Origin of the sequence: Amycolatopsis sp. 2-15 (genome assembly GCF_030285625.1) — a bacterium.
GTDB lineage: Bacteria > Actinomycetota > Actinomycetes > Mycobacteriales > Pseudonocardiaceae > Amycolatopsis > Amycolatopsis carbonis.
The window spans coordinates 4,206,370-4,229,391 of sequence record NZ_CP127294.1; the positions used below are offsets into that span (position 1 = coordinate 4,206,370).

Annotated in this window: 21 protein-coding genes and 3 pseudogenes; 9 read left to right on the top strand and 15 right to left on the bottom strand. The window is 69.1% G+C overall.

Annotation, left to right across the window (positions count from 1 at the left end; all coding sequences use genetic code 11):
* Positions 1-9: 9 nt before the first annotated feature.
* The gene (gene fdxA, locus QRX50_RS20910; protein ID WP_285973605.1) at positions 10-351 is read left to right on the top strand and encodes a ferredoxin; all 342 of its coding nucleotides are present in this window, start codon (positions 10-12) and stop codon (positions 349-351) included.
* Between the two features lie 13 nt (positions 352-364).
* The gene (locus QRX50_RS20915; protein WP_285973606.1) at positions 365-1,891 is read left to right on the top strand and encodes an aldehyde dehydrogenase family protein; all 1,527 of its coding nucleotides are present in this window, start codon (positions 365-367) and stop codon (positions 1,889-1,891) included.
* A 946-nt stretch (positions 1,892-2,837) separates the two neighbouring features.
* Here the strand turns inward: QRX50_RS20915 and QRX50_RS20920 are convergent.
* Positions 2,838-3,278 (bottom strand): class I SAM-dependent methyltransferase, encoded by a 441-nt coding sequence (locus QRX50_RS20920; RefSeq protein ID WP_285973607.1) that lies wholly within the window; start codon positions 3,276-3,278, stop codon positions 2,838-2,840.
* A gap of 88 nt (positions 3,279-3,366) precedes the next feature.
* Between QRX50_RS20920 and QRX50_RS20925 the strand changes: the two genes are divergently transcribed.
* Entirely contained in the window at positions 3,367-3,972 is a 606-nt protein-coding gene (locus QRX50_RS20925; protein WP_285974519.1) for a TetR/AcrR family transcriptional regulator, read from the top strand.
* A 208-nt stretch (positions 3,973-4,180) separates the two neighbouring features.
* On the opposite strand, the gene QRX50_RS20930 is transcribed toward QRX50_RS20925, so the two are convergent.
* Positions 4,181-4,591: a VOC family protein gene (locus QRX50_RS20930; RefSeq protein ID WP_285973608.1), complete on the bottom strand. Its 411-nt coding sequence runs from the start codon at positions 4,589-4,591 to the stop codon at positions 4,181-4,183.
* Between the two features lie 569 nt (positions 4,592-5,160).
* Here QRX50_RS20930 and QRX50_RS20935 point away from each other — a divergent pair.
* Positions 5,161-6,294, top strand: coding sequence for an IS701 family transposase (locus tag QRX50_RS20935; RefSeq protein WP_285974499.1), 1,134 nt, complete (start codon positions 5,161-5,163; stop codon positions 6,292-6,294).
* Positions 6,295-6,469: 175 nt separating this feature from the next.
* Here the strand turns inward: QRX50_RS20935 and QRX50_RS20940 are convergent, their stop codons facing one another.
* Together QRX50_RS20940 and QRX50_RS20945 are read right to left on the bottom strand one after the other, a co-directional pair.
* Positions 6,470-7,024, bottom strand: a complete 555-nt coding sequence (locus QRX50_RS20940) for an IS5 family transposase (RefSeq protein WP_285973609.1) — start codon at positions 7,022-7,024, stop codon at positions 6,470-6,472.
* Positions 6,972-7,331, bottom strand: coding sequence for a transposase (locus tag QRX50_RS20945; protein ID WP_285973610.1), 360 nt, complete (start codon positions 7,329-7,331; stop codon positions 6,972-6,974). The genes QRX50_RS20940 and QRX50_RS20945 overlap by 53 nt, the downstream gene beginning before the upstream one ends.
* Positions 7,332-7,499: 168 nt before the next feature.
* Here QRX50_RS20945 and QRX50_RS20950 point away from each other — a divergent pair.
* The 3 genes and pseudogenes from QRX50_RS20950 to QRX50_RS20960 all read left to right on the top strand — a co-directional run.
* Positions 7,500-8,297: pseudogene (locus tag QRX50_RS20950) on the top strand (IS481 family transposase); the annotation flags it as partial.
* Between the two features lie 246 nt (positions 8,298-8,543).
* On the top strand, positions 8,544-9,647 hold the full coding sequence (locus QRX50_RS20955; RefSeq protein WP_285971930.1) for an IS110 family RNA-guided transposase: 1,104 nt from the start codon (positions 8,544-8,546) through the stop codon (positions 9,645-9,647).
* A gap of 13 nt (positions 9,648-9,660) precedes the next feature.
* Positions 9,661-9,831 (top strand): annotated as a pseudogene (locus QRX50_RS20960) (integrase core domain-containing protein); the annotation flags it as partial.
* Between the two features lie 47 nt (positions 9,832-9,878).
* Here the strand turns inward: QRX50_RS20960 and ligD are convergent.
* From ligD to QRX50_RS20985, 5 genes and pseudogenes are all read right to left on the bottom strand, one after another.
* Complete coding sequence (gene ligD / locus QRX50_RS20965; RefSeq protein WP_285973611.1) at positions 9,879-10,808, bottom strand: non-homologous end-joining DNA ligase; 930 nt, start codon at positions 10,806-10,808, stop codon at positions 9,879-9,881.
* A 5-nt stretch (positions 10,809-10,813) separates the two neighbouring features.
* Complete coding sequence (locus QRX50_RS20970) at positions 10,814-11,293, bottom strand: ATP dependent DNA ligase (protein ID WP_285973612.1); 480 nt, start codon at positions 11,291-11,293, stop codon at positions 10,814-10,816.
* Positions 11,294-11,485: 192 nt separating this feature from the next.
* Positions 11,486-11,893: a hypothetical protein gene (locus tag QRX50_RS20975; protein ID WP_285974798.1), complete on the bottom strand. Its 408-nt coding sequence runs from the start codon at positions 11,891-11,893 to the stop codon at positions 11,486-11,488.
* Positions 11,821-13,056 carry a recombinase family protein gene (locus QRX50_RS20980; protein WP_285973613.1) on the bottom strand — a complete coding sequence of 412 codons (1,236 nt, stop codon included), beginning with the start codon at positions 13,054-13,056 and terminating at the stop codon, positions 11,821-11,823. The genes QRX50_RS20975 and QRX50_RS20980 overlap by 73 nt, the downstream gene beginning before the upstream one ends.
* A gap of 29 nt (positions 13,057-13,085) precedes the next feature.
* Positions 13,086-13,577, bottom strand: a pseudogene (locus tag QRX50_RS20985) (dienelactone hydrolase family protein); the annotation flags it as partial.
* 93 nt (positions 13,578-13,670) lie between these two features.
* On the opposite strand from QRX50_RS20985, the gene QRX50_RS20990 reads away from it, so the two are divergent.
* Positions 13,671-15,023: a TrpB-like pyridoxal phosphate-dependent enzyme gene (locus QRX50_RS20990; protein ID WP_285973614.1), complete on the top strand. Its 1,353-nt coding sequence runs from the start codon at positions 13,671-13,673 to the stop codon at positions 15,021-15,023.
* 40 nt (positions 15,024-15,063) lie between these two features.
* Here QRX50_RS20990 and QRX50_RS20995 read toward each other — a convergent pair whose 3' ends face one another.
* On the bottom strand, positions 15,064-16,656 hold the full coding sequence (locus QRX50_RS20995) for a hypothetical protein (RefSeq protein WP_285973615.1): 1,593 nt from the start codon (positions 16,654-16,656) through the stop codon (positions 15,064-15,066).
* On the bottom strand, positions 16,632-17,411 hold the full coding sequence (locus tag QRX50_RS21000) for an ABC transporter ATP-binding protein (protein WP_434533297.1): 780 nt from the start codon (positions 17,409-17,411) through the stop codon (positions 16,632-16,634). Before QRX50_RS21000 ends, QRX50_RS20995 begins: the two co-directional genes overlap by 25 nt.
* A 150-nt stretch (positions 17,412-17,561) precedes the next feature.
* On the opposite strand from QRX50_RS21000, the gene QRX50_RS21005 reads away from it, so the two are divergent.
* Entirely contained in the window at positions 17,562-18,221 is a 660-nt protein-coding gene (locus tag QRX50_RS21005) for a hypothetical protein (protein ID WP_285973616.1), read from the top strand.
* A 20-nt stretch (positions 18,222-18,241) separates the two neighbouring features.
* Here the strand turns inward: QRX50_RS21005 and QRX50_RS21010 are convergent, their stop codons facing one another.
* The 4 genes from QRX50_RS21010 to araD all read right to left on the bottom strand — a co-directional run bounded on the left by QRX50_RS21010 (position 18,242) and on the right by araD (position 22,951).
* Complete coding sequence (locus QRX50_RS21010; RefSeq protein ID WP_285973617.1) at positions 18,242-19,015, bottom strand: DJ-1/PfpI family protein; 774 nt, start codon at positions 19,013-19,015, stop codon at positions 18,242-18,244.
* A gap of 124 nt (positions 19,016-19,139) precedes the next feature.
* Positions 19,140-19,379 carry a hypothetical protein gene (locus QRX50_RS21015; RefSeq protein WP_285973618.1) on the bottom strand — a complete coding sequence of 80 codons (240 nt, stop codon included), beginning with the start codon at positions 19,377-19,379 and terminating at the stop codon, positions 19,140-19,142.
* Entirely contained in the window at positions 19,379-21,142 is a 1,764-nt protein-coding gene (locus QRX50_RS21020) for a VanW family protein (RefSeq protein ID WP_285973619.1), read from the bottom strand. The genes QRX50_RS21015 and QRX50_RS21020 overlap by 1 nt, the downstream gene beginning before the upstream one ends.
* A 90-nt stretch (positions 21,143-21,232) precedes the next feature.
* Complete coding sequence (araD, locus tag QRX50_RS21025) at positions 21,233-22,951, bottom strand: L-arabinonate dehydratase (protein ID WP_285973620.1); 1,719 nt, start codon at positions 22,949-22,951, stop codon at positions 21,233-21,235.
* Positions 22,952-23,022: the final 71 nt, after the last annotated feature.

Sequence of the window (23,022 nt, forward strand, 5' to 3'; positions counted from 1 at the left end):
AACCCGGCCATGGCCTACGTCATCACCGACGCCTGCGTCGATATCCTCGACCGCGCGTGCACCGAGGAATGCCCGGTCGACTGCATCTACGAGGGCGACCGCAAGATGTACATCAACCCCGTCGAGTGCATCGACTGCGGCGCTTGCGAACAGGCGTGCCCGACGGGCGCGGCGCTCGCGGACCGCATGCTCACGGGCACCGACGCCGAGTGGAACACGGCCGACAACGCCGGGTTCTTCACCGAGGCGCTGCCCGGCCGCGACGCCCCGCTCGGCACTCCGGGCGGTGCCACCCACCTGGGCCCGGTGGGTGTGGACACCGAAACCGTCGCCGCGCTGCCTCGTACCTGATTCGGAGAGAACTGTGACAACCCTGGAAAACCGGCCGGTCGCCGGAGCCGATCCGTGGACCGGTGCGGCGCTGGTGCCGAGCGCGGTGGAGAACAGCGTGGCCGAAGTGCGCGCGATCGTGACAGAGGCGGCCGCGGCGGCGCCGGAGCTGGAGGCGCTGGGCCGGCGAGGCCGGGCGAACCTGCTGCGTGCGCTGGCCCGGGCGCTGGAAGCCGCCCGTGAGCGGATCATCGCCGTGGCCGACGCCGAGACCGCGCTCGGTGCGGCGCGGCTCGGCGGGGAGCTGACCCGCACGTGCTACCAATTCGAGTTCTTCGCCGACGTCGTGGCGGACGGCGGCTACGTCGAGGCGACCCTCGACCCGGCCGGGCCGACGCCGATGGGGCCGCGGCCGGACCTGCGGCGCATGCTGGTGCCGATCGGGCCCGTGGCCGTGTTCGGGGCGAGCAACTTCCCGCTGGCGTTCTCGGTGCCCGGCGGGGACACGGCGTCGGCGCTGGCGGCGGGGAACCCCGTGGTGGTGAAGGCGCACGGATCGCACCCCGGGACGTCGCGGCTCGTCCACGAGGTCCTACGTGAAGCGCTGGTCGCGGCTGGTGCGCCCGCTGGGACGCTCGGACTGGTCTTCGGCCGGGCGGCGGCGGAGACCCTCGTGACCGATCCCGCGATCAAGGCGGTCGGGTTCACGGGCTCGCTGTCCGGCGGCAGGGCGCTGCTGGATCTCATCCACGGCCGCCCGGAGCCGATCCCGTTCTACGGTGAGCTCTCCAGCCTCAACCCCCTGGTCGTGACCGCTGCCGCCGCGCGGGAGCGGGGCGCGGAGATCGGGGCGGGGCTCGTCGCGTCCGTGACCGGGTCCGCGGGCCAGCTGTGCACGAAACCCGGTCTGGCCCTGGTGCCGGCCGGCGCCGAGGGCGACGCCGTGGTCGCCGCCGCGGCCGAAGCGCTCGGCACCGCGGAAGTGGTGCCGTTGCTCAACCGGCGGATCCACGAGGCCTACCTCGGCGACACCGCCGAGCTCGTTCGCGCAAGCGGGGTGTCCGAAGTGGCCAGTGGGCCGAACCCGGGATCGGACGGGTATCGGGTGGCTCCGCTTCTGGCCACAGTGGACGCCGCCGACATCCCCGCCGAGGCGTTCGCGGAGTACTTCGGTCCCGCCGCCGTGATCGTGCGGTACCGCTCTCAGGCCGAGCTGCTCGCCGTCCTCGACCAGGCGCCCGCCTCACTCACCGCGACGCTGCACCTCGGTGCGGACGAAACACCGAAGGACCTGGTCACCGAGCTCGGCCGGCGCGTCGGCCGTCTGGTGTTCAACGGCTTCCCGACGGGTGTGGCCGTGAGCTGGGCTCAGCACCACGGCGGCCCGTGGCCGGCGACCAACAGTCTCCACACCTCCGTCGGCGCCACGGCGATCCGCCGGTTCCTGCGCCCGCTCGCCTGGCAGAACGCCCCGGCGCACCTGCTGCCCGACGAGCTCACGGACGAGCCCGCGGCACCCCTGCCGCGCCGGATCGATGGGCGGCTCCAGACTCGGCGGTGACGACCGGGGCACTCCTTAATTCTCCCATCACATCCGAGTCGCACGAAAGCCATTCCTCAGAAGCCTCGGCCCGGAACGGTTCCCGGAAGCGGGGGAACCATTCCGGGCTGGCGCTCCTGGCGGCGGGCGCCTTTGCGCTCGCGGGCCAGGAAGTCGGTGCAGTCGACAGCGAATCGCGGCTTGTTCACCCGTCGCAACGGGCGATGCCATCGCATTGACCCGAGCTCGATCCGCGGCGGCCCGCGGCCACACGGTACGGCAGGTCCAGGCCGCGAAGCTCCGGCAGTGACGCGGTGTGGGCGGCCCAGTCGACCGCGCAGTCCAGTGGCACCGCCATGCCGGCCACGCCGCTATCGCAGCCGGTCCTGCTTCTGAGCCGGCCTCCAGCAGCAGGACGGTCGTGCCCGCATTCTCGCTGAGCGTCGCGGCGACGCCCGGTACGGCCGTGCCTGCACTGGTCACGAGGGCGCAGGCAGCGAACGAGCCAAGCCCGAGTCCGCACCGGCATTACCGACGACGGCATCACGAAGTGCCGTTGCAGTACTAATCCGAGGGAAAGCGACACGGGGCCGATGGGTGACCACCGGCCCCGTTCTCATCGCGAACCGAGTACCAGTGGCCGCCGATTTTGGCGGAGGTGTAGGGCCCCACGGCTGATGTCGCAATCCAAAGAACCGTGTCGTACCAATTTCGTATGCGACATTCCCGTGAGACTTTCCCGCTCACCGAGACGTGTAACTCGGTTGAGTTCAGGTTGATGGCCGGTTGTCTCGAATTCTTCTCTTTCCGCAATGGAGAACGAACGTGAACGCCGCCGAAACTGCCGAGGCGGAACCACCTTCAACTTCGCCGCGATGGGGTCGCAGAGGGCATGACCGCCCTCGCGCGCGCGTTCGGCCACGACACCTAACCCACGCCGGCTCGCCGCGCGCGGGGAAGCCCGGGTTCACCTCCCACGGCGGCGCGCGCCCTGCGCCGTGCGCTCCAACACGGTCGTGATCTCCGCGCCGAGCAGATCATCGGGCACACTCGGGATCAGCGAGGCGAAGCCACACGCCTCGAAGAACGCCACCCGGGCGCGGGTGTCCGTGCTCCGGTCCACCATCACGGCCACGTGCGTGCAGCCGTGCCGGAACATCTTGGTCCGCACCTTGGCGCCGTCGATCGCTTCCTGTCCGACCAAGCTGTCGGGGGGCAGTTCGCCGGTCGCCAGCCGGGTGAGCAGATCGATGCCGACAGCGCGGACGAGCGGTTCGGCGAACGGGTCGTCGATCAGCGCGGGATCCGTGCGCGTCGCGATCGCCCGGGCGGCCGCCGCCGCGGTCGCAGTCGCACCGACGCTGGAGGCGAGGTCCCAGGTGTCGCCGTCGCGCCTCGTGAAAGTCATGGTTTTGCTCAACCTTCTTCGGACTTGGGTGTCCTGTGCTCAGCGGACCGTAGCGGATACTCCCGTCCGTCCGACTAAATTGAGAGCGGTGACCGCTCGTTTGCCTCACAGCCGACGTTCCGACGCCCGGGACAACCGCGACCGCATCCTTGATGTGGCTTTCACGGTGTTCGTCACCGATGGACTGGACGTGCCGATCCGGGAGATCGCCCGAGGCGCCGAGGTCGGGCCCGCGACCGTCTACCGCCATTTCCCGACCAAGGAGAACCTGGTCGCCGAGGTGTTCACCGATCGAATGCTCGCATGGCGATCCAGCTTGGACGAAGGCCTCGCCGACCCTGACCCTTGGCACGGCTTCTGCCTCGCGGTCGAGAAGCTCTGTGAGCTGCAAGCACGCGACCATGGCTTCACCGCGGCCTTCAAGTCCGCCTTCCCGCGCGCGATGGACTTCGCCGCGACCCGCACTTCCTCGCTGACCTCCGCAGCCAAACTGATCCGCCGCGCCCAGGACACCGGCCAGCTGCGCCCCGACGTCGTCTTGGACGACCTCATCCTCATGATCATGGCCAACGACGGCATCCACGCGAGCACACCGGCGGCACGAATCGCGGCCTCCCGACGCTTCGCCGCACTCATGATCCGAGCTTTCCAAGCCCCACCAGCGACTTCGCCGCTGCCGCAGGCGCCGCACTGACGTCGGCCACCGGCATCCAGCACCCACCTCGCCCTGCGGCGAGCACCTCAGAAACGATCGCGCGTGCCTCCTACAGCGACATCGTCTTCGGCCTGCTGTCCCCGGCCGGGCTGGACTACGCCCCACAGCTGGCCGACCTTAGCTCTACGACGGAGCGCTAATCTGAGCCACTCCGATCGCCGGGCTGAGGCGAGTCGTGTGGACGTCGTCAGCTCAGCGAAACGGTGCCGTCTTCGGAGATGCGCCAGTTGGGGTTGTGAGCGATCTCCCAAATGATGCCGTTCGGGTCGCGGACGTGGGCGTGGAAGATGCCGCCGAACTCGCCGGGTTGTGGCTTCTTCAGCACGGTTCCGCCGGCGGCGGCCATGGTGTCCACAATAGACCGGACTTCTTCGGGGCTGTCGACGTTGTGGGAAATGATCACGCCGGAGATCGAGGCACGGTCAGTGCCGTCGGCGAGATCACGGTTAAAATTCGCCGCGTCGAATAGGCCCAGCACCACACCGGGCGCCACCTGGAAGAAGATGATCTCGCCCGGCACGTCGGCCAGCGGGATCCAGCCCAGGGCGTCCGCATAGAAGCGACGCGCGGCGTCTAGATCGGCGGTCGCGAAGGTCATGAAGTGCACGTTCTGCCGCACTGTGTCCCCTTTCGTCGGCGATCAGCCTAGAGCCTGCCTGTATACCAAAGGGCGCGAGCGGCAATCAGCTTGAGCAGGCTGGGACACGCCGTCGTACGTTCCAAGAGCCGGATCGAAGCTTCTCGCCGCTGTTGAACATATGTTCTAACGCTGGTGTGGACCTGTGGTAGCGGGAACCATCCGAGCGCCGCTGGCCGCGAACCTTGCCGGGCCCGGCCGAGGCAGGGTCGGGCGAACAGGCGACGCGCTCCATCTACCCGTGGTTCGGCGGCCCCGGCCAGGTCCGCGTGAAGTTCACCATCGCGCCGCGAAAGGTGACGAGCTAGCTGGTCTTGTCCGCCCGTCGATCAACCCAGCAGTCCTGCGCCCCGGCACCGGGTTTCAGTCCCCACCATGCGAGCACCAGCGTTCGCCTCGCCGGTGGCTGCCGCGTGCTCAGCTCTGCCAGCCCACTCCACGTCGTTCATCGATCGTGAGTGGTCATCGGGTGGTCATCCGTAGGACTAGTACTGCAACGGCAGTTGCTGGCGTTGTGGTAGATCATCGTGGTGGTGGTCGATGTGGTGATGGATCAGCTGGGTCGGGTGCATGAGCGGATCTCTGGCCGGTTCGCGCGGTCGGAGCCGCGGGCTCGGGCGCGGGAGTATGTGTCCGGGTTGGTCGCTGGTTTGGAGCGGAAGAATGGGTGGACGCTGGCCGAGCAGGCCGGTGAGATGTCGCCGGATGGGATGCAGCGGCTGCTGCGCTGGGCGGACTGGGACATCGACGGCGTCCGCGATGACGTTCGCGACTACGTCATCGAGCACCTCGGCGAGCCCGGTGGCGTGCTGATCGTGGACGACACCGGGTTCCTGAAGAAAGGCGTCCGCTCGGCCGGTGTGCAGCGGCAGTATTCGGGAACGGCGGGCCGGATCGAGAACTGCCAGATCGGCACGTTCCTGGCCTATGCCGGTGCTCGCGGGCATGCGCTGATCGATCGGGAGCTGTATCTGCCCGAGCCCTGGATCGCGGACCGGGATCGGTGCCGGCGGGCGGGGATCCCGGAAGGGGCCGAGTTCGAGACCAAGCCGCGCCAGGCCATGGCGATGTTGGCCCGGGCCTTCGCCGCGCAGGTGCCGTTCGCCTGGGTCACCGCCGATGAGGCCTACGGGCAGGTCAAGTACCTGCGGCTGTGGCTGGAAGCCCACGACGCCGCACACGTGCTGGCCACCAAGGTCAACGACACCCTGGTCACCACCGGCGGCACCGAGACCCGCGCCGACGAGCTGATCGCGGACCTGCCAGCCAGGGCGTGGCGGCGGTTGTCGGTCGGGGCCGGGGCGCACGGGCCACGGGAGTACGACTGGGCGCGGGTACCGATCCGGATCGGCTGGCAGCCCGGGCGCGGGCACTGGCTGCTCGCCCGCCGCAAGGTCACCGATCCGACGGAGATCGCCTACTACGTCTGCTACGGACCCCGCCGCTCGACGCTGCTGGACCTGGCCTGGATCGCCGGGACTCGCTGGCGGATCGAGGAATGCTTCCAGCAGGCCAAAAACGAAGCCGGACTCGATCAGTATCAGGTCCGGTCTTGGCGAGCGTGGTATGCCCACATCACCCTGTCCATGCTCGCCCACGCCTGGCTCGCCGTCTCCCGATCCCTTGTCACAAAAGGGGAACCGGAGCCGACGAGCCGGGCATGATCGGATTCACGCTACCGGAGATCCGGCGCCTGCTTACCAAGCTGGTCTTGCGTGTCGCCGACGCCGCCAACCACGTCTGGGCCTGGTCCCGCTTCCGCCGCCGACGACAACACCAAGCCCGGCTCAGCCACTACAAACGACGCGGCTACCCACTCGCCTAACTGCCGTTGCAGTACTAGAGCACGTCTGACAAAGCCTTGGTCCAGGTGATCACGGCGTGGAGGAGTACGGCGGAGCGGTAGACGATGGCCAGCTTGTCGAAGCGGGTGGCCAAGCCACGCCATTGTTTGAGCAGGTTGAAGCCGCGCTCGACGACGTTGCGGCCGCGGTAGTCGAGGACATCGAACGCTGGTGGGCGGCCGCCGCGTGAACCCCGGCGTGTGCGGTGCCCGACCTGATCGGCAGGTTCGGGGATGACGGCGGTGATGCCGCGGGTGCGCAAGTGCCCGCGGATCGCTCGCGAGGAGTAGGCCTTGTCGCCCCGGACCCGGTCGGGACGAGTACGTGCCCGACCACGCCCAGCCCGACGGATCCGCAGGTGCCGCATCAGGTGCGGAAACATCGGTGCGTCGCCGGCCTGACCGGGACCGACCAACGTCACCAGTGGTCGGCCGTTCCCGTCGACGAGGTGGTGGACCTTCGTGCTCCAGCCGCCGCGCGAGCGGCCGATCGCATGATCAGGCGGCTCGGCGAGCAGATCCGTGTAGTTCGACCCAGCCCCCTGTGACACGCCTGATGTTGGTGGCGTGCTGATGCGCCCGCGCGATCGTGGAATCCACCGACACCGCCCAATCCACCATCCCGGCCGCATCCGCAGCGGTCAGCAGCCGCTGCAACACGGTGTCCCACGTGCCGTCACCGGCCATGCGACGGTGCCAGGTCCAGATCGTCTGCCACGGACCGAACACCGCCGGCACATCCCGCCACGCGATCCCGCACCGATACCGGTAGATGATCCCTTCCACCATCGCCCGCGCGTCCGAAAACGGACGACCCCGCTTACCGGTGCGCACCGGCAACAGATCCTCGATCAACACCCACTGCTCATCCGACAGCAACATCCCAGCCGCCACACACGACGTTTGTCAGACACGCCCTAGGTGTATTTGGCCAGGACGTTGGTTGCGGAAGGGGTCTGGTTGACGTGGGGAGAACCTCCGGTTGAGGGGTGGCTTGTCTAGGACCCACGTCAACCGGAGGCTCTCGTGTCTCACCGTAATGCCCGGACCACGTTCCTGGGCAGGTTGCTGATCGTCCAGCGTCACCAGGCCGGATGGCCGCAAGCACACATCGCCGCCGCGATGGGAATCTCTCGCAAATGCGTGAAGACCTGGCTGGACCGCTACGCCACCGAGGGGGAGCCCGGTCTTCGTGACCGATCCTCGCGGCCGCATACCTCACCGCGGCGGACCGATGATCAGCTCGAGCAGCGGATCATCACGTTGCGGCAGCGTGAACGCCGCGGCCCGGCCTGGCTCAGCTGTGCACTGGGTGTCCCGACACGGACGGTGTCGCGGGTGCTGGCCCGCCACCAGATCCCGCGACTGGCGACGCTCGACCCGATCACCGGGCAGGTGATCCGGGCCAGCAAGACCACAGCCGTCCGCTATGAGCGGGAGCAGCCGGGCGAGCTGGTCCACATGGACGTCAAGAAGATCGGCCGCATCCCCGACGGCGGCGGCTGGCGAGCCCACGGCCGGGCCCAGCGGGAAGCCACCCGCGACCGCAGCGCCAAGATCGGATACGACTACGTCCACTCCCTGGTCGACGACCACTCCCGCCTGGCCTACTCCGAGATCCACCCGGACGAGAAAGGGCCAACCTGCGCTGCCTTCCTCACCCGGGCGATCACCTACTTCGCCGGCCACGGCATCACCCGCATCCAACGGCTGATGACCGACAACGCCTGGGCCTACCGCTGGTCCCTGCGCGAGGTCTGCGCCGAGCACAACATCCGGCAGAAGTTCATCAAGCCCCACTGCCCCTGGCAAAACGGCAAAGTCTGTGAAGACTGGGGCTTGGTGCTGCGCCGGGCTGGTTTGACCCCGGCCAAGGTATGACCCGAGGCGCGACCTTGGTGTCCTGCGTTCGATTTGTCGGCCGGTCCGGGCGCAGCACCGTACGCGCACCGGCCAGACGGGTCTGACCTGATAGGAGCTTGGACCAGAAGCCCCGTCACAGACCTGTCGCCCGTCCGGTCGGTTCGCCCCGTCCGCGAGCGTGAACCCACCGGAGGAGCGAGTTCCAGCATGGCAACCATCGCAACCCGTGTCATCGGCGGCGTCGACACCCACAAACACACCCACTACGCGGCCGTGGTCGACGAGCACGGCCGGTTACTCGGACACCGTGAGTTCCCCGCCCGCGACCGCGGCTATGCACAGTTGTTGGAATGGATCAGGGGCCACGGCGTCATCGCCTCGATCGGTGTCGAGAGCACCGGGTCGTTCGGTGCTTCCCTGAGCAGGTTTCTCACCGCCGCCAACGTCCGGGTCATCGAGGTCAACCGGCCAAACCGTCTGGCCCGGCGTCTGGATGGCAAGTCCGACCGCCTGGACGCCGAGCAGATCGCCCGCGCTGTTCTCGGGCAAACATCGACCGCGACCCCGAAAGCCAAGTCTGGCGTCGTCGAGGTGATCCGAACCCTCCGAATCACCCGAACCAGCGCGGTCAAGGCCCGGACCCAGACGTTCAACACCCTCTGGGGCGTGATGATCGGTGCGCCCTCGCCCTTACGGGACGACCTGGTGGCCTTGACCAAGAGGACCCTGATCAACCGATGCCTGCAACTGGACCCAGAAACCGATGACGTCCTCACTCTGATCGACGCACCCGAGCAGTTGCTCACGGCCGGAGTGACAACAGCGCTGCGCGACCTGGCACGCCGCTGGAAGGCATTGGACGAAGAGATCACAACGCTCAACAAACAGATCGAGGCGTTGGTCCGCTCCACCGCGCCGGAACTCGTCGAACTTCACGGGGTGGGCATCGAGTTGGCTGGGCAATTCCTGGTCACCGCCGGCGACAACGCCGAGCGCATCCGCAGCGAGGCAGCCTTTGCCAAACTCTGCGGAGTCGCTCCACAACCAGCCAGTAGCGGCCGCACCACCGGCCGCCACCGGCTCAGCCGCAGCGGCGATCGCGCCGCGAACAGCGCCCTCTACATCGTGACCATCGTCCGCATGCGCCGTCACCAGCCCACTCGTGACTACCTCGACCGGCGGACCGCCGAAGGACGGAGCAAACGCGAGATCATCCGCTGCCTCAAGCGCTACATCGCCCGCGAGATCTACGCCAACCTTCCGCGATCGGCGACGGTCGACCCAGAGCCAGCCCTTCCGAGCGTTGCTTGACAAACATAGGAGCATCGAACGTCTCAACCGCACTCTGCTCGACGAATGGGCCTACCGCCAGGCCTTCGCCAGCAACGCTGACCGCACCGCAGCCCTTGCACCCTGGCTCCAGCACTACAACACTCAACGCCGCCACAGCGCACTCGGCGGCCACCCACCCACCAGCCGACTGCCACCAACCTGATGGCCAAATACACCTAGGCCGGAGGGGCCACAAACCGTCGCCGACGATCACCTGCGGTCGTTCGCAGGGAGAGCTACGCGCGACGTCTCGAGCTCGGTGAGCAGGTCGCCGTGCTCGTCGACGCGATGCAGCACGTCGGCGGCAGTGAAGGTGAGCTCGGCCGGGGTGCGGCAGGCGCGGACTTCGTTCCACGTGATCGGCGTGGACACGGTCGGTGTGGCGCGGCCGCGCAGCGAATACGGGGCGATTGTGGTCTTCGCGACGTGGTTCTGGCCCCAGTCGATGAGCACCTTGTTCGTCCGCAGGGCTTTCGCCATCTTTGACACCACGAGCTCGGGCATCTCGGCGGCGAGTTGCTCGGCGATGGCCTTGGCGTAGGTGGAGGTTCGGTCGGGCCGGCGGGTTCGGACGCCGCAGCAGATCTGGAGGCCCTTCGAGCCGCTGGTCTTGGGCAGCGGGGCGAGCCCGTCGGCGGTGAGGACCTCCAGTAGCCGCTCGGCCACCCGGGCGCACTCGACCACGCTGGCGCCCTCGCCCGGGTCGAGGTCGAACACGAGCCGGTCCGGGGACTGGCGTTTCGGGCCGGGGCCGACTGTCCACTGGGGCACGTGCAGCTCGAGCGCGGCGAGGTTGGCCGCCCACACCAGGCTCGGCAGGTCTTCGATCAGCGGGTAGGTGATCGTGCCGGGGCCGCGGTCGCTGCGGGATCCGGAGCTGGGCAGCGTCACGGTCTGGACCCACTCGGGTGCCCCGCGCGGGCAGTTCTTCTCGAAGAACGCTTCCCCATCGGTGCCGTCGGGGAAACGGACCATCGTGATCGGCCTCTGCCGGACGTGTGCCAGCAGGATCGGGGCGACGCGGGTGTAGTAGTGCACGACCTCGCCTTTGGTGTACCCGCTCGGATATAGCGGCTTGTCCAGGTTGGACAGCACCAGCCGGCGTTCCCCGACCTGCACGGTCAGCTTCTTCTCGGGCATCGGGCTCACCCGTCGCCGGCGCCGCGGCTGGTGTCGGGGACGAGCACCTCGGGCGGTGTCTTGTCCGGGCGCCAGCCGCGCCACGCGGTGTGCCGCAGGCGGTGTTCGCGCGGGGTGAACTGGCGGTAGACGACCTCCCCGACCAGGACCGGCTCGACCCAGTGGGCGCCGCGGGCCCGGTCGCGCGGCACCTCGTTCGCGAACGGACTCGTCGAGCGGGCCAGCGGGTCGAGTTTGGCCTGGGCGTCGAGGAGGGCCTGGTGGTTGAAGCCGGTGCCCACGTCGCCGATGTACACGAGGTCGCCGGTGTCGCGGTCGTGCGCGCCGAGCAGCATCCCGCCCAAGAGGCCTTCGCGGCCGCCCTGGCCGGCGCGCCAGCCGCCGATCACGACCTCCTGCGTCTGGATCAGCGGGTGTTTCAACCACTCGGGGCTGCGCCGGCCGGGCCGGTACTTCGACGTCCGGGCCTTCACCACCAGCCCCACGTCACAGATCAGTGAGGAGTCACGTGCCTACTGGCACCCGATCGTCGCGGCGATGGCAACGCTTAGCGACGAGAAGATCGCCGATGTCGCCGCCCTATTGCGGCGGATAGAGGACAGGCGGGCCAGCACGGGCGAGGCGTGATAGATCTTAGGTTGAGGGGTCGCCAGGTGATGTGTCGGCGGCCCCTCAACCTAGCTGTTATCGACTTGCCTGCTGCGGTGAGTGTTCCAGGTCGAGGTGAGCGTTGCGAACTCGTCGGTATCGAGCGGCCTGATTCGAGAACGATCGAAGACTCGGTTGTTGTGGCGGCTGGGGAAGATGCACAGTTTGTCCACGTCGATCGCCTTTGACAGCATCGCCCGCCTCTCGGCGAGGTCGCCGGCGGCCCAATCGGCTTCCAGCGTCGCGGCCGACGCAGCTTTGGTCTGTTGGTGTGGAGCCTCGGTGGTTAGCGCTTCTTGTTCAGCCGACAGGCGCGCTAGATCGGCCGCGAGTGGTTCGTTCGCAACATCAAACGCTTCCATAGTCAACCTACGTCGACCAAGACGCTCGGACAGGTCGCGCTGAAGCTTCTCGATCTCCTTGATCTCGCGTTCCACTGCCAGCAATCGCTCGCTGGCTTGAGCTTTGGCCGCCGCCACTCGTGAGGCGTGGCGTTCGTCGGAGAGGGGGCCACGGTGAAGGCCAGTAGTTCGGCGTCGGTCTTGCGTCGGTCGATGTAGACCTTGCCGCAGCCGCCGCGTTGTAGCGGGCAGAAGTAGTGGCCGCGTTTGCTGCCGTCTGGGTAGGGGCTAGCCTTGATGCTTCGTGCGCTGAGTTTGCGGCCGCAGACGCCGCAACGCAGGATGCCCGAGCCGAGATAGGCCTGGCCGGCGATGCGGCCACGCTTCCGGCCTGCGAACAGCGCTTGCAACCGGTCGTACGTGCGCTGATCGAGGATCTGTTCACCCTTCAGCCGGCCAACGATCTTGTTGTCGTGGACCAGGTAGCCGCCCAGGGCTGGGCGCTGCATCGTGAACATGACCGTCGAGTGGATCCAGTTGCGACCGTAGACCGTCCGGATACCGGCGCCATTCCACATCTTCAGGACTTTCCAGCCCGTGCCGTCTTCCGAGAGCAGTAGCTCGGCGGCATCGCGGATTGCTCGGCGTTCCTGGTCGACCAGTTCGGCCGGGGCTTCAGGTCGGTCGGCGTTCGTCTCGCCTTCCCCCGGCTTCCATGTCATGTCCTTGCCCGGGAAACCGAACGCGCGCGGTCCACCGGTTTCCCTTCCTTGCGCGCGGATCGACTCGAACCGGCGCTTGAGCCGGCGCGAGGTATCGTCGCTCGACCGTGCTGCGTGGGCAACTTCGATGCGCAGAATGAACCGGTCATCCGGGTCGGCAAGGTCGCGTTCGCCGTGGGCTGAGTAGACCTTGTAGCCGTGCTCCGCGAGGTCGATCAGGGCTTCCAGGTCGCGTGGCTGACGAAACAGCCGGTCGGTGTGCCACACGACGCAGCCGTCCGACTCGCCGGACTCGACCCGGGCGAGCAGTCGCTCCCAGCCCGGTCGCTTCACCTTCCGGTTCCAGGCTGACAGGCCGTCGGACAGCTCAAGGCCCAGCGTCCCGCCGACGCGTTTGATCACCTTGCGGTTGTCCGCGAGCTGGTCGTCGATCTTCTCCAGCTCGCCTGTCTCCGGAACCTTCGACAGCCGGCCGTAGGAGTCCAAGATCAGGCGACGGCCCCTCTGACCTGCACTAGCCTTGTCGTCGCTGCTCATGCAGCCGATCGTATGTCAACAAAAGGTAGTCCGCCGAAATGGAACTGGATCGGGCAACTCACCTCATCCAGCGAAGCGATCTCCGCAGCCACCGTCGACCCGTAGAACGACACCGCCGTATCCGGCGTACCCGCGGCAGCGGCAGCGAAGGCGAGAGACCCACCCAGGCAGAAGCCCAACACGCCGGCACTGGAGGTCGAAGCCCGGAGATGCGCAAGGGTCGCCAGCACATCCGACAGCGCGAGCGCCGGATCCAACTGACCCGAGATCTCCATCGACCGCGCGACCCCGGCCTCGTCATGCGCAGACGACCACCCCGGCGCGAAGCGGTGGAACAGCTCAGGCACGGCTACCACGTAGCCCAACTCAGCGAGGTCCGCGGCCACGCCGGACAGGTACGCGTCCAGGCCGAAGATCTCCTGGATCAGCACCAGACCGGGACCCCGGCCGCCGGCAGGCAGCCACACGGGCAGGTCGACGGGACCGTCGGCGAGCTGCAGGCGATCGACACGAGTGGGCAAGTTTCCTCCCAAAGTAGGTCCACTGTGGACAATCAGGCTGGCCCACCGGCCTCCGGAGATCTATGTTGAGTTTTCCAGATCTCAGGAGGCGTGATGGCGGAGCGCACCAAGTACATCCTGGACGAAGCCGATCTCCCGACGCAGTGGTACAACGTGGTGCCCGACCTGCCGGAGCCCCCGCCCCCGCCGCTGCACCCGGGCACGCGCGAGCCCGTGGGGCCCGAGGACCTGGCGCCGCTGTTCCCGCAGGCGCTGATCGCGCAGGAGGTGAGCACCGAGCGTTACGTGGACATCCCCGAGGAGGTCCGCGACGTCTACCGCCTGTGGCGCCCTTCGCCGCTGTATCGCGCGCACCGGCTGGAGAAGGCGCTCGGCACGCCGGCGCGCATCTACTACAAGTACGAGGGCGTCAGCCCGGTCGGTTCGCACAAGCCGAACACCGCGGTGCCGCAGGCGTTCTACAACGCCGCCGAGGGCGTCACGCGCCTGACGACCGAGACGGGCGCCGGCCAGTGGGGCAGCGCGCTGGCGTTCGCGTGCGCGCAGTACGGGCTCGAGTGCGAGGTGTGGCAGGTCCGCGCCTCCTACGACCAGAAGCCCTACCGCAAGCTCATGATGGAGACCTTCGGCGCGACCGTGCACCCGAGCCCGTCGGCGCTCACCGAGTCCGGGCGGAAGATCCTCGCCGACGACCCGGACTCCACGGGCAGCCTCGGCATCGCGATCAGCGAAGCCGTGGAGCAGGCGGCGGCCGACCCGAACGCGCGGTACGCGCTCGGCAGCGTGCTCAACCACGTGCTGATGCACCAGACGGTGATCGGCGAAGAGGCGCTCAAGCAGTTCGAGCTCGCAGGCGACACGCCGGACATCCTCGTCGGCTGCACCGGCGGCGGCTCCAACTTCGGCGGGCTCGCGTTCCCGTTCCTGCGCGAGAAGCTGGCGGGCCGGATGAACCCGGTGATCCGCGCCGTCGAGCCGGCGGCGTGCCCGACGCTCACGCGCGGCACCTACGCGTACGACTTCGGCGACACGGCGGGCCTCACCCCGCTGCTGAAGATGCACACGCTCGGCCACGGCTTCATCCCCGACCCGATCCACGCGGGCGGCCTGCGCTACCACGGGATGTCGCCGCTCATCTCGCACATCTACGAGCTGGGCCTGATCGAGGCGCTCGCCGTCGGGCAGCAGGAGTGCTTCGCCGCGGGCGTGCGCTTCGCCCGGGCGGAGGGCATCATCCCGGCGCCCGAGCCGACGCACGCGCTGGCCGCGTGTATCCAGGAAGCGTTGCGCTGCAAGGAAACCGGGGAGGAGAAGGTGATTCTCACGGCGCTGTGCGGCCACGCGCACCTCGACCTGCCCGCGTACGGCGCGTACCTCTCGGGCGAGATGGTGGACAACGAGCTGTCCGACGACGTGCTCGCCGCTTCGCTGGCCGAGTTGCCGTGACACCACGGGCCGCGGGTCGCCCGGACCCGCGGCCCGCGGTTCACCGCTCCTTCGACACTGTCGCCAGCAGCTCGGGGCCTTGCGCGGTGAGCCGACGCTGCGCGAGCCCGCCCCACCACCACGCCAGCACGGCGCCGACCACGATCCCGACCGGCACGCCGAGCCACTGCAGCACCGGCGAGCCGAGCACCGCGCCGGCGACGCACAGCGCCAGCACCGGCAGCGCACCGGCGGCGACCAGCAGCATCGTCGCGAACATCTGCAGCAGCCGCGCACAGCCCGGGCGGCCGCCGGACGACCACGGGCTCGAGCTCTTGCGCTGGTCGGGCAGCGGATACGCGAGGAACACCGACTGCAGCATCAGCACGCCCGCGCCGGCGCCCAGCAGCGACGGCACCAGGCCGAACACCCACGGGTACGCGCCGGCCTCGCCGACCGCGCCCGGCAGGACGGCGGCCAGCACCAGCGCCACCGGCGCCACGATCAACGCCCACGCCAGCTGCCGGCCGCGGACGTCGGCGCGTTCGGCGCCGGGCACGGTGAGCGTGTGCCACAGCGCGCTGCCGTCGAAGCCGTAGAGGTTGCCCGACTGCATGCACGCGAAGAACACGACGGCGACCCCGAGGTAGGGCACGATCGCCGGCCGCCCGCCGCCGGAGAGCGCCGGGACGACCGTGACCACGGCTCCGACGATCAGCGTCGACAGCAGCGCGACGCGCCGGCGGGCGTCGCGCCACCACGTGAACAGCTCCTTGCGCGCCACGGCACCCACGGGTGTCGCGGGCAGCAGGCTGCGGCGCACTCGCGCGCCCTCGGCCCGCACCTTCGTGCGCGACGCGCCGCGGAACGACGGGCTCGTCACCTGCCGTGCGAGCAGCGCGCCCCACGCCGCGACCAGCACGGCGATCAGTGCGAGCATCGCGACTAGCAGCCCGAGCGCCGTGCCCCACTCGCCGGTGCCCGCCGCGTGCACGGCGACCGTGCCCCAGCCGGACGGCAGCACGTGCATCACGTTCACGAAACCCGGCACGCGGCCGTTGATGATCGCGGGGCCGAGGCTGTTGATCGCCAGGTTCACGCCGACGCCGGACAGACCGGTCAGTGCGACGAGGATGATGCCCAGCTCCTTGCCCTTGCGGGACGTCAGCAGCGCGCCGAGCGCCGCCATCACCACGCGGTAGAGCAGCACCACGAACGCCAGCTGCAGCACCGTGAACACGAGCCCGACCAGCGCCGCGCCCGCGCCGAGGCGCAGGCCGTAGAAGAACAGGCCGAGGAACGCGACCAGGCTGACCAGCGTCGTCACACCGACGAAGCTCGCGGCCAGCAGCCCGACGGCAAGCTTGCGCCGGCCGATCGGCAGCAGCGCGAAGTGCTCCGGGCGCAGCGTGTCATCCCCGCCGCCGGTGGCGATGGGCGCGAGCACCCAGCCGGCCGCCCACCCCGCGTAGATCGTGGTCAGCAGGTCGACGGTGATGTCACCGCCGCCGCGGATCGGCACGAGGGCCAGCACGATCGTCAGCACGGCGGCGGTCAGCCCGATTACCCCGCCGACCACCAGGCCCGCGACACGGCTGCCACGCAGGGAATTGCGCAGGACGCGCAGCTTCAGTCGGACGAGGACGCCAACCACGACAACCCTTCCGCTCCGCCGGTGCGCCCGCCCACGATGTGCACGAACGCGTCTTCCAGGCTCCCGCCGCCGCGCACGTCGTCCACGGCGCCCGCCGCGACCACCCGGCCGCGCGTGATCACCGCGACGTGGCTGCACAGCTGCTCGACCAGAGCCATCACGTGGCTCGAGAGCACCACCGCGCCACCCGAGCCGACGAACCGCTGCAGGATCGTCCGGATCGTCGACGCCGACACCGGGTCCACCGCCTCGAACGGCTCGTCCAGCACGAGCAGCCGCGGCCCGTGCAGCAGTGCCATCGCGAGCCCGATCTTCTTGCGCATGCCCGCCGAGTAGTCGATCACGAGCGTGCGCTCGGCCTCCAGCAGCTCCAGCACGCCGAGCAGCTCCTGCGCCCGCTCCGCAACGGTGTTCGGCGGAAGGCCCCGGAGAAGTCCCATGTAGGTCAACAGCTCGCGGCCCGTGAGGCGCTCCGGAATGGACAGTCCGTCCGGAAGCACCCCGATCAGACCTTTTGCCCGCTCCGGCTCTCGCCACACGTCGACACCGAACACGTTCGCCTGCCCCTGATCCGGCCGCAACAACCCCACCGCCATCGACAGCGACGTGGTCTTGCCCGCGCCGTTCGGCCCGACGAGCCCGAAGAACGAGCCCCGCGGCACCTCCAAGGTGACGCTGTCGACTGCGAGCGTGGTGCCGAACCGTTTGGTGAGCCCGTACAGGCCCATTGCGGCGTCCGCGCCGTTTTCGGCCACGAGTGCCCCCTTCCGTGGTCTGGAAGGGGAGATTACGCGGGTTGGGGGAGGTGCGCGCGATGTTTGCGGGGTTGTGTCGTCGCGAGCGGGCCACGGCGCCCGCAGCCGGGATATCCAGTGATGTCTGGTAAGTAGTGGGCAGACAGATCGATGTCAGGGGTGAATGTGGCCGGCCCGCTTGATGACCTGGTAAAGACCTACGTCGACCCGGTGATGAAGGAGGGCGGCTTCCGGCGGCTGCGCCTGCGGAGGTGGTGGATCACCTCACCCGGCGGGAACGCGGTGTTCGTGCAGATTCGGCCGTATCTGTCGGAGCCGACGGTCGAGTTCCACGTGGAGGTGGCGGCATTCCCGGCCGTGCTGCGCGAGTATCACGACGAGAGATCGGGTTCGAAACCGGTCAAGTTCGAGTGGGGGTTGCTCCAGACGCGGCCGAAGCCTCCCGACCACCTCAGCACGTACCCGCACCCAGGGAGCTCGCTGTGGGGCGTCCGTCTTGACGGCTTCGACGTGACTGGTCCGAAGCTGCGAGATCATTTTCGAGACTTCGCGATACACCTGTGGAAAAGCTTCCTCTCGCTCCCGGCACTCGCCCAGGCGGCGTATGGAGGACGGCGGGCCGATCTCGCGATCCTGAGTTGCTATGGTCCCGACTTCGGCAAGGTGATCCTCGAAGTGGACGAGGGCGATCCTCGCGAGCTGGAAGAGTCGATCGATGCGCTCATCGCGGCCAGAGCTGATCGGAATCTGCTGGAGTGGCTCCGCCGGCGCGTTCACGCCCGCGTGGAAGGAGCCGCCACCTGCAAGTGACCGTCGCCCGACCGCCCGAGTCAGAGCGTCGTGGCGAACGTTTTCGCGAACGTGTGCACATCCCCAGGCCAGCGCGCCGACACGTAGTTGCCGTCCTCGACGCCGAACGTCGGCCGCGCGTCGTTCGCCGAGTCGCGGGCGCGGCCACTCGCCTGGACCCGGTCGGTCGTGTCGCGGAAGTCCTCCGGGCGCGCGAGGGCGCGGGTGACCTCCTGCTGCACCGACATGTACCCCGCAGTCTGCCCGGGCTCCTCGCGGTAGGTGCGGTAGTAGTCCGGGTCCCAGAACCGGGTCCGGCGCGCGACCTGCCAGGCGGTGCGTTCCAGCTGCCAGGTCAGGGCCGTCGTCGTGCGGCCTTGCAGGACGGAGCAGCCGGTGTCCGGGTCGATGCTGCGGGCGGCGAGCAGGACGCCGTGGCAGATGGCGCCGACCGGGAGGTCGCGCCGGAACGCGGAGACGACCACGTCCTGCAGCAACGGGCTTTCGAGATAGGAACGCATCCCGCGGGCCCGGTGCCCGCCCGGGAGCAGGAGGCCGTCGAAGTCGTCGAGCTTGATGTCGGCCCAGAGGATCGGGGTGCGCCACGCCGGATCCGCGAGCAACACGCGGTGTGCCGCACGCGCGGCCGAGTCGGCTCGCAGCACGCGGCCGACGGCGGTGAGCCGCCACAGGCCCGGCACCCGGCTCCACAGGTCGAGGCCCTCGCCGGTGACCATCAGCTCGTCGCAGTTCGCCTGCGCGCCCTCGGGAGTCGCGAAGACCACGTCGTGGCCGGCCGGCATCGCCCGGCTCACGGCCACTCGGACGGGTCCGAGTCGCGGGCCGGGACGGGGATCAGCACTGTCGCCAAGTCATCCTCCTGGAGCTCAGTCGGAAGGATGCCAGCTCACGATCTTCACGGCGAAACGCGCTACCGGATCAGTCGACCTGCGCCGAGCTGACGAACCAGGAGCCCGACTCGGCATCGATGAGCTCGTCGACCCAAGGTTGCACGATGGCGGCGATTGCCGCCGTCATCGGCCACTCGTTCATGATCCAGCCTTCGGGCGTCATGTCGACCTGCCCGCGCAATGGCTCGGCGACCTCCGCCGGCAGGGTCCACTCCCGTTCGAGGAACTCGTCCGCACCGAACTTCTCGACCATGTTGACCACAAGCATCAGGCCCCGCAGGTGATCTTCGGCTGCGGGTTGTACCGCACCGTCCGCGTGTGGCGCGAGACTTCCTGCCCCGTGGCGGCGTCCTTCAGCACCCGGGTGTCCGTGGTCGTGAACCCGGGTGCCCCATTGGAAGCGTGGCAGTTCTCGGCCGGACCCGGCTTCGTCGGCTGAGGCGTCGGATTGGTCCGTTCCCCGGGAATCGACTCCACCGAGTACCGCTTCGTCCCCCACAGCTTCACCGTCAACGACGAAGGCGACCAAATCGTCTGAATGGCGATCCCCGTCGACGAATCATTCGTGAACTTCAGGTCGATCACACTGGACCCGCTGGGGTTCTGGAAAACCGTCGCCTCGCGCGCCGCCGGATAGCGGCTGATGTAGTAACTGTGCTCCTTGTGCCCCGCGTCCTTCATTCCCGCGAAGTACGCCGCGTTGTACAGGGTCGTCGCGAACTGCGAGATGCCACCGCCGACTTCGCGGGCCGGCGCGCCGTTTTCGATGACGCCGGCCTCGACGTAACCCTGGGGTTTGCCGCGCGGGCCGGTGAAACCGTTGAGGCTGAAGGTCTCGCCCGGTTTCACGATGGCGCCGTTCACCTTCTGCGCGACGACGCGGATGTTGACGCCCGAGTCGGGAGCGAAGCCGCCGGTGGTGAACTCGCCGACGACCTCCTTCACGCCCAGCGCGTTGGCCTGCTCGGTCGTCACCTTGGCCGGGCTGTTCTTGTACACGGCCTTCAGCGAACGACCGTCGGCACGCTTCAGCACGTCCGGCAGCGGCTTCAGGCTCGGCTCCCAATCGACGGACTTCCCGTCCGCCGAAGGCTCGACAGCCGGCTTCCCGCCGCTGAACCCGACGGTCGCCTCCTTGCCCTCCTTCTCGGTGGACTTCAGCTGCGGGCCGGCGACAGCGACGAGTTTCTTCTGGTCCACCACCGGCGCGAGCCCGCCGCCGTCGGCCGGCGCGAAAGTCAACGCCGCGGCGATGTCACGGGGCTCCAGCACGGCCGAGGCGCCCTCGCCGTCGAGGGTTACGGGCGAAGCCACCGCGGGCCGAGCGAACTGCTCCAACGCCGCCTGTACCCCGGCCGCGGTGGTCCGCACCGGCGCCGGCACCACCGGCAAAGCCAGCTCCGACCCCGTCGCCCACTGGCTCAGCACGGCCGCCTTCGCGGCGGCGACATCGAGCTTCTGCCCCGGCTGCGGCGCCACGGCGACCGGAGTGGTGCCGTCGAACCGCACCGTGCCCTCCACCGCGGCACGATCCACCCGCCCGCGCAGGTCCTCCAGCGCCGGGTCCAGCCGGTCGCCCTCGGCATGTGAGACGACGCCGATCTCGTGCGTCGAGAAGAACGACGCCAGCCGCGTGAACGGGTTCAGCGGCTGGTCACCGGCCTGGTCCAGCGTCGCGGACCAGTCGAGGCGCAGGCCGGCGAGCGTCGGGGACAAGGTGGTCCGAGCCGCGCCCGCGGTCACCGTCAGCGGCTGCGTCAGCCGCGGCTCGATGAGACCCCGCAGCTCCCGCTCGGCCACCGGCCGGTCGAGGCCGCCGACGTCGACGCCCGCCACCGTGGTCCCGCGCGGCACACTGCCCTGGCTGGTGAGCAGGTCGATCAGGTACACGACCAGCAGCGCGGCGGACACGCCGCCGGAGATCCACAGGGTTCTGCGCAGGCGAGGGCGCGTTTCGGGCTCGGTGGGGACCGCCGGCAGCACGACCGTCTGCTCGTCCTCGGACTCCGGCCAGCGCGGTTCGTACGGCACCTGTTCGACCCTCCGTTTGCTGCGTCCCGCGCCACAGCGTACGGCCTGAGCCGGACATGCCGGACTAGTGCCCCTTGCGGAACAAACCGGTCAACGGGCGTCGGGTTCCGGATTGACGCCGGCGCGCGCGAGGAAGTCGAAGTCGCAGCCCTCGTCGGCCTGGGTGATGTGCTCGGCGTACAGGGCACCGTAACCGCGTTCGAAGCGCGGCGCAGGCTCGAGCCAGCCGGCCCGCCGGCGCGCCAGCTCGTCGTCGGGCACCTCCAGCCGCAACGCGCGGGCGGGCACGTCGAGCGTGATCAGGTCGCCGTCGCGGACGAGGGCGAGCGGGCCGCCGACGTGCGATTCGGGGGCGACATGCAGCACACAGGCGCCGTACGAAGTGCCGCTCATGCGCGCGTCGGAGATGCGCACCATGTCCCGCACGCCCTGCGCGAGCAGGTGGTCGGGGATCGGCAGCATGCCGTACTCGGGCATGCCCGGGCCGCCGAGCGGGCCGGAGCCGCGCAGCACCAGCACGGAGCCGGCCGTGATGCCGAGCGACGGGTCGTTGATGCGCTTCTTGAGGTCGGCGTAGTCGTCGAACACGACCGCGGGCCCGGTGTGCGTGAGCAGTTCCGGCGTCGCGGCGATGTGCTTGATGACCGCGCCCGACGGCGCCAGGTTGCCGTGCAGCACGGCGACGCCGCCTTCGGCCGCCAGCGGCTTGTCGCGCGGGCGGATCACGTCGTCGTTGTGCACGCGCGCGGTCGTCAGCGTCTCGGCGAGGGTGCGGCCGGAGACGGTGAGCCGGTCGGTGTGCAGCAGGTCCGTCAGCCGCGACAGCAGCCCGGGCAGGCCGCCCGCGTAGTAGAAGTCCTCCATCAGCCACGCGCCGCCCGGGCGGATGTTGGCCAGCACGGGCACGCGGCGCGCGATCTCGTCGAAGTCGGCCAGGCTCAGGGACAGTCCACTGCGCCCGGCCATAGCGATCAGGTGGATCACGGCGTTGGTCGAGCCGCCGAGCGCGAGCACGGTGGTGATGGCGTCGGCGTAGGCGCGTTCGTCGAGGACCTTCGTGATCGTGAGGTCCTCCCACACCATGTCCACGATCCGGGCCCCGCTGGCCGCCGCCATCCGGTGGTGCGCCGAGTCCACGGCCGGGATCGACGCCGCGCCCGGCAGCGTCACCCCTAGGACCTCTGCCGCCGACGTCATGGTCGACGCCGTGCCCATGGTCATGCAGTGGCCGGGGGAGCGGGCCAGGCCGCGTTCCAGCTCGGACAGCTCCTCGTCGCCGATCGTGCCGGCGCGGCGTTCGTCCCAGTACTTCCACATGTCCGTACCGCTGCCCAGCACCTCGTTGCGCCAGTGGCCGCGCAGCATCGGCCCGGCCGGCACGAAGATCGCGGGCAGCCCGGCGCTCGCCGCGCCCATCAGCAACGCGGGCGTGGTCTTGTCGCAGCCGCCCATCAGCACCGCGCCGTCGACGGGGTAGGAACGCAGGATCTCTTCGGTCTCCATCGCCAGCAGGTTGCGGTAGAGCATGGGCGTGGGCTTCTGGTACGTCTCCGAAAGCGTCGCCACCGGGAACTCCAGCGGGAACCCACCCGCCTGCCACACACCGCGCTTCACCTGCTCGGCGCGCTCGCGCAGGTGCATGTGGCACGGGTTGATGTCGCTCCACGTGTTGAGCACGGCGATCACCGGCTTGCCCAGGTGCTCCTCGGGTTCGTACCCGAGCTGACGGGCCCGGGCCCGGTGGCTGAAGTTCCGCAGCTCGTCGCCACCGAACCAGCGGTGGCTGCGCAGGTCCTCCGGTGTTTTCATGGCCGGGCCGCCTTTCGTCGCTACGAGCAGTATGGCATCTGATATATGATCACAGCCCGCCGCGCGGCTCG